At 63.9% G+C, this 6,282-nt stretch carries 4 protein-coding genes; 2 read left to right on the forward strand and 2 right to left on the reverse strand.

The annotated features are described in order from the left end of the window. Positions 1-342: 342 nt before the first annotated feature. Positions 343-1,650 carry a GGDEF domain-containing protein gene (locus tag AC5DC2_RS17580; protein WP_491699408.1) on the forward strand — a complete coding sequence of 436 codons (1,308 nt, stop codon included), beginning with the start codon at positions 343-345 and terminating at the stop codon, positions 1,648-1,650. Between the two features lie 25 nt (positions 1,651-1,675). Then, positions 1,676-2,605, forward strand: a complete 930-nt coding sequence (locus AC5DC2_RS17585) for an ROK family protein (protein ID WP_491699409.1) — start codon at positions 1,676-1,678, stop codon at positions 2,603-2,605. Positions 2,606-2,611: 6 nt separating this feature from the next. Here the strand turns inward: AC5DC2_RS17585 and AC5DC2_RS17590 are convergent, their stop codons facing one another. Beyond that, positions 2,612-4,954, reverse strand: coding sequence for a cellulose biosynthesis cyclic di-GMP-binding regulatory protein BcsB (locus AC5DC2_RS17590; protein ID WP_491699410.1), 2,343 nt, complete (start codon positions 4,952-4,954; stop codon positions 2,612-2,614). After that, positions 4,954-6,282, reverse strand: a 1,329-nt coding sequence (locus tag AC5DC2_RS17595) for a glycosyltransferase family 2 protein (RefSeq protein WP_491699411.1), incomplete at its 5' end; no start/stop codon positions are given. The genes AC5DC2_RS17595 and AC5DC2_RS17590, both read right to left, overlap by 1 nt.

A 6,282-nucleotide genomic window follows, 5' to 3' on the forward strand; every position in this document is an offset into this window, starting at 1 on the left:
TCTTGCTGTGTCCGGCGAACCGGCCGGCTGGCGCGGGCTTTGACGCAACCGGCGGCACGGAAAACAACTTGCGGATGGTTGTACCTTTTTGCGCGGCGGCGTTTTAGTAAAACCGGGCAAAGGGAAGACGCGTCCTGTCCCGCGACCGCGGATGTTTCAACCGAAACAACGCCGAGGCGCCCGCCTCGAGGTTCTTCCGGTCCGGCCAAGACGCCCGGAGACATGGCCCGCTTGCAAATGAACGATCCCCGCAGGACGCATCGTTGAGGCGGCGCCGATATGAACCCAGCAAGCCCTTGCACGCCGGCGTGAAGACCGTCGAGATATCTGGAGACGACGCGAATGGATGAGCAAATCAAGACCGGAGCGGCAAGGCGATGGCTTCAGAGCCTTTCGCTCAGGGCCTGGCTCGTCTTCGGCTTTCTGCTCGCCCTGTTGCCGGTCCTGCTTTTCTCGGTGGTCTGGTACACGCAATACCGTCAGCAGGTCGCCGAACCTTTCCGCCACGTGCTCCACACCCAGCACAGGGTGCTCGTTTCGCTTGAGCGGATTCAGTCCAATCTCTGGGACATCGCCGCTTCGGTCAATGACTATGCCAACAGCGGCGATGAACACTACCGCAGCGCATTCGAGGCGGCCGAGCGCGATGTCGCGACGCATCTGCGCGATCTGGAACAGACGACCGCGGCCTATCCGGCCTTTGCCCCGATCCTCCAGGGCGTGGAGCAGCAATGGTCAGCCCTTCTTAAGGTCGCCGCCTCCGTGGAGCCCGAGGACGATGCCGTCAACCCGACGCTGATGCGCTTCGAAAGCGTGATCGCGGAAACCGGCAAGCGGGTCGAGGACATTGCCGAGACCATGCGTCTGATGAACGAGGAAAGCCACGCCCGCGCCCTCGAGGTGATGCGGCGGCTGGAAGTCTTCGCCATCATCGCGGGTCTTATGGCCATCATCTTCGCCGGCGCCGGCATCTATATCATCGATCAGGCGCTGATCCGCAGCACCGACAAGCTGGTCGAGGGCGCCATGCGCATCGCCGATGGCGAACGCGACCGGGAGATCGACGTCCGCGTTCCGCCGGAGCTCGCATCGGTCGCCGGAGCCTTCAACGCCATGCTGAAGCAGATCATCCTGCAGGAGAACAAGCTCGCCGCCGCCGCGCGCGCCGACGGGCTGACCGGGCTCGACAACCGCCGCGAATTCGACCGGGCCCTCGATGCCCGCATCCAGGCTTCGCGCGAGACCAACCAGCCCTTTGCCCTGCTCTTGATCGACGTCGACCATTTCAAGACGTTCAACGACACCTACGGCCACCTAGCCGGCGATGACGTGCTGCGCCAGGTCGCGGACGTGATTTCGAAAAACGCCCGCAAGGAGGATCGCGCCTATCGCTACGGGGGCGAGGAATTCGTGATGATCATGCCGGGCCTGCGCGCCTACGAGGCCGCGGCAATCGCCGAGCGGGTCCGAAAGGCAGTGGCAGAACAGGTGATGATCCTGCCGGACGGCGACGAACGCCACCTGACGATCAGCATCGGCGTCTCGGTGTTCAACCCGCAGGCAAGCCAGCCGGATATCGTTGATTTGGCGGACAAGGCGCTCTACACCGCAAAGACCGAGGGGCGCAACCGGGTGAAGGTCACTGCTTAGGCCCTTTCCTTGAGAGGAGCATGCGATGGCTGACAAGATCCTGTGTTTCGATATTGGCGGCACCGCAATCCGCGCGGCAACCGCAACCGACGGCGCGCTGCCGGGCAAGGTCTCCCGTTTCGAAACCCCCGCCGGCGACCACGGCGCCTTCCTCGCCCTCATTTCCTCCATCATCGATGACTTGCCCGAGCGCCCGGCGGCGCTTGCCATTTCTCTTGCAGGCATCGTCAATCCGGAAACGGGCAATCTGGTCGTCGCCAATATTCCGGCAATCCACGGCACCAACCTCAAGGCCGACCTCGAGGACCGGACGCAGCTTCCCGTCATCATCGCCAATGACGCCGACTGCTTCGCCGTATCCGAGGCGGTCTACGGCGCCGGACGGGATCATGACATCGTTTTCGGAGTGATTTTCGGAACGGGCGTCGGCGGCGGCCTCGTCTCGGGAAAGCGGCTGATCAACCGGGCCGGCGGTTTTGCCGGCGAATGGGGCCACGGGCCCGTCGTGCCTCTTGTCGTCGGCGAAAGGCCAATCCCGCATTTTGCCTGCGGCTGTGGCCTGTCGGGCTGCGTCGACACCGTTGCCGGCGGTCCCGGCCTTCAGCGCCTCCATGCATTCCTGCACGGCGAAACAAGGGCGGCACCCGCCATTCTTTCGGGCTGGCATGCGGGCGAGGCGCGCGCCGCGCAAACGGTGGAGACCTGCCTTCAGCTTCTTGCCGGGCCGCTTGCCATGGCGATCAACCTCACCGGCGCGACGATCGTGCCGGCGGGCGGCGGTCTGGCCCGCGATCATGCGCTTGTTTCGGCAATCGATAGCGCAGTGCGGCCGCTCACGCTGGCAAAGCCGCGGCACAGACTGGTCGTTCCGGCGACAAGCGGCGCGGAGCCCGGCCTTGCCGGAGCGGCGGCAATCGGCTTCCAGACGCTGGGGATTGCCGCGCAACCGGCCTGATCCGGCCTATTCGTCGTAGCGGCCGAACCGGGTCAGCATCTGTTTGGTCGCGATGCCGAGCAGAACGGTGCCGATCACCAGCGCCAGCGAAAAGGACATGGTGTTGGTCGAAAACCAGTTGGTCAGCACCAGGCGGATATTGTTGACCGAGAACGGCGTGTCGAAGATGAACACAGTCGCGCCGATGCCGATATTGTCGATCACCCCGGTATTGCGGTTATAGGTTGTTATGCGCCCCTGCACGGCATCCCAGTGCTGGCGCTTGGTCAGCGCCGTCATGCCGTTTTCCAGGTTTTCATGGGTCGGAGCCGCGATCATCGTCCACGCCCCGTCGTCATTGGGGCTCGGTTCCTGCGCAACGATCATCGAAATCGAGTTGGGCGGCAGATAATCGGTGTCCGGCCGCGGCAGGAAGCGCAAGGTCTCGAAGGAGAGGTCGTAATTGCGCTTTAAGTATTTTTCCACCTCGAAGATCCAGTTGTACCAGCCGGCCGTCACCGCCTCGTCCCATTCCTCGATCGTGGTTTCCGGCGCTTCGTTGTAATTGGCCTCGCCGCCGACCTGCTGCGTCCAGACGCTCCGGCTTGTCTGGGACACCTTGGTCTCGCGCAGCGCCTGAGCCGGCAACGTGCCGATCGCGCCGAGAAAGATCGCGTCGCCGTCACCGACATCGTCGACGGAATTCACCACGTCGACCGGAATCTGGTGGCGCGCGGCGTTGGCGAGCTTGGCGACAAAGTCGGAGGCCGCGCTCATCGTGTCGCCGTTCAGGCTGTCCATATATAAGGGGATGCGGTCCTCGTGGCGCGAATAGGGAAAGCCCGTCCCGCTCGTCGCCCACAGATTGGGCACCTGCGCCACCCGGCCGAAATTGGGCATCTCGAATTCGCTGGTGTCGAAAACGGCGAAGCGCGGCGTGTCGTCGGCGGTCTGGCCGGGCAGGCAGGCGGCGTCCTCCTTGGTGAGAAGCGCGGCCTCGAGAACGATCTTGTTCACGCCTGGACGCATGTGGCGCATGGTGAACCTGACCGGCGTGCGGCGCAGAACCGCGCCGTTGACCGTGCTGATCGGCCATGTCGCGGCGAGCTGATCGTTGACGAAGACATGCAGGCGGCTGCCGGGCAGCACGATCGGGCCGTAGGCGGCGTCAAGCAGAAGCCGCGCCTCGCCATAGGCGTCGGCATAGAAATCGGCGGGCAGGCCGATGGCGAATTCGGCGCGGAAAACGCGGCCCGAGAATTCCTGGGTCGGAATGCCGAGCTGCTCGAAGGTCAGCGTGCGGTGACCGGTCAGGAGCTGGGTGTCCTGCTTGCGCCAGGAATGGGTGGAATAGGCCTCGTCCTTCTGCGCGGCCGAGCGCGCCGCCGGCGCGGTGATGCCGTCAATCAGCGGACCGATGCGCTGCCAGGACGGCGCCACCAGCACGAGCACGCTCTGGCCGAGCGCGTTGGTGGAGACGAAGCGCGCCGACTGGGTGGTGCCGATATCCGGAAGCGCATCGCCGAGCAGCGGCCGCAGTTCGGCGGGCGTGCCGACATAGACCGGCAGGACGCCGGAGGCGAATTTCACCGGTTCGCTCTTCGAATAGGTAAACAGGGTGTTCGGCATGTCGGCCAGGAGCGCCAGTCCCTGTGCCAGTTCGAGGAGCGGATCGGCGGCGATCGTATCGGAGAGGCCCGGCGCGACGATATGGAACCGGGTGCGGCCGAGAGCATCGACGCCGACCGCGCGGATATCGTCGGTGGTCGACATCAACCCGGCATCGGGATTGTCGAACATCAGGAAGGTGCGTTCCGGATCGATATCGGTCCACAGATCATAGGTGGATTCGAGGTCGCAGTCTGTGCGGTGGCGTTGCTTGATCTTGAAGGAGACGATGTTGTAGCCGGGCTTGAGCACGCCGTCAGGTACATCGAAGCGCAGGTCGGACTTGCGCTCGGACGACGACAGCGGCGGGCTTGCCACCTCGACATTGTTGAAGGAAATCGTCAGTCTCGAAAATTCGGGCGCAACGAAGATCGAATTCTGGTAGCCGATGTTGAACTTGGCCGCAGAGCGCGCCTGTTCCTCGGTCAGGTACATTGACCAGGACCGTTCGACATTCTCGCCCTCGATGCGCATCTCGTCGGCGGGGATGACATAGCGGAAGAAGGGCAGTCGCTCGGCGGTCTCCGGCGTCGCGGGCGCTGCCGTTGCCGGTTGCGGCGTTGCGGGATCGACCGCCTGCGGCGGCGGGCCCGAGCCGTCGGAGCCCATGTCGAAGGGCGCGGCGGCGTCCGGCGCGGTCTGCGCCGCGGCGACCGCCGGGCCGGCAAGCAGGAAAACAATGAAAAGCAGGATCCGTCCCATCAGCTCTTGCCCTTGCCCCTGACCACGACACCGCCGGTATTCGGCTGGTATTTGCCGATAAAGTAGCTGAGGCCGCGCCCCATCTGCCGGATCGACATCTTGATGAACCAGAACGTGCCGCCAAGCGTTCCGGGGTCGTTCTTGCGCGACTGAAGCAACTGCTGCCAGCGCTCGGAATTGGCGAACATCAGATCCGAGACCATGGAATGATGCAGGCTGCAGACCGGCGCGTAGCGGCAACCGACCATGGCGAGTTCGCCCAGAGACCGCGCATGGCGGATCATCACCGGCACCTCGCCCGGATCACCGCCCTTGTGCGGCTCGACGCGCAGGAGAGCGTGCGTGCCGGGGCGCAGCCTGTCAAGATCGCGCACCTGCACCTGCAGGCCGGCGCCGTCGGTCGAGACATCCTCGATGGTGCCGCGATAGACGCTGTCGCCGATCACCAGCTCGCAGCGCCGCGACATCTTCACCCGGCGCGCCTTCTGCCGCTCGCCGACCTCCGAGACCACGCCGAGGGCCGCGGCCGTCAGGAACAGGTTGAGGAAGTTCCACCCGCCGACAACCCAGGTCACGCCCGCGAGATAGGGTTCCGCGTAGAGCCTGTAGGCCATCATCACCATGGCGGCGACGAAGACGAAAAAGATGATGAAGAACGGCCGACTGATTTCGGACAACCGGCTCTGCTCGATTGACTCGTCCTTCGCCGTCACCTTGAAGGACGGTTTCTTCGGATTGATGATGGCCGAGACCACGGCGGGCATCAGGTGGATGGTCTGGATATATTCGTAGAGCTCTGAAATCCACGGCCACCGGAACTGGCCGAAAAGGTAGTTCTGGATCAACATGTTCACGATCAGATAGGAGAGCGTATAGGCAAGAAACTCGCCGCCGGACGCGTCGAATATCTGCAGGCCGAAGAACAGATAGCACAAGGGCGCGATCATGAACGAAGCGCGCGCGAAGGGAAAAAGCCAGAACAGGTTGGAGGACATGTAGCAAAGCCGCTGCGGCAGCGTCAGCCCGCGCAGCAGGATCGGGAACTTGAAGCGCAGGATCTGCATCATGCCCTGGGCCCAGCGGCTGCGCTGGCCGATGAAGCTCGAGAAGGTCGCGGGCTGCAGGCCGGCAATCAGCGGCCGGTCGACATAGACGCTGTTCCAGCCGTTGGAGTGAAGTTCAACGGCGGTTTCGCAGTCTTCCGTGATCGAGACGCCGGAAAAGCCGTTCACGGAATTGAGCGCCTCGCGCCTCAGAACGGCGGCCGAGCCGCAGAAGAACGAGGCGTTCCACTTGTCGAGGCCGCGCTGGATGATGCCGTAGAACAT

Source organism: Martelella sp., from assembly GCF_984369615.1.

Coding starts and splice junctions, on each gene's coding strand:
- AC5DC2_RS17580 (WP_491699408.1), top strand. CDS start 343: ATGGATGAGCAAATCAAGACCGGAGCGGCAAGGCGATGGCTTCAGAGC.
- AC5DC2_RS17585 (WP_491699409.1), top strand. CDS start 1,676: ATGGCTGACAAGATCCTGTGTTTCGATATTGGCGGCACCGCAATCCGC.
- AC5DC2_RS17590 (WP_491699410.1), bottom strand. CDS start 4,954: ATGGGACGGATCCTGCTTTTCATTGTTTTCCTGCTTGCCGGCCCGGCG.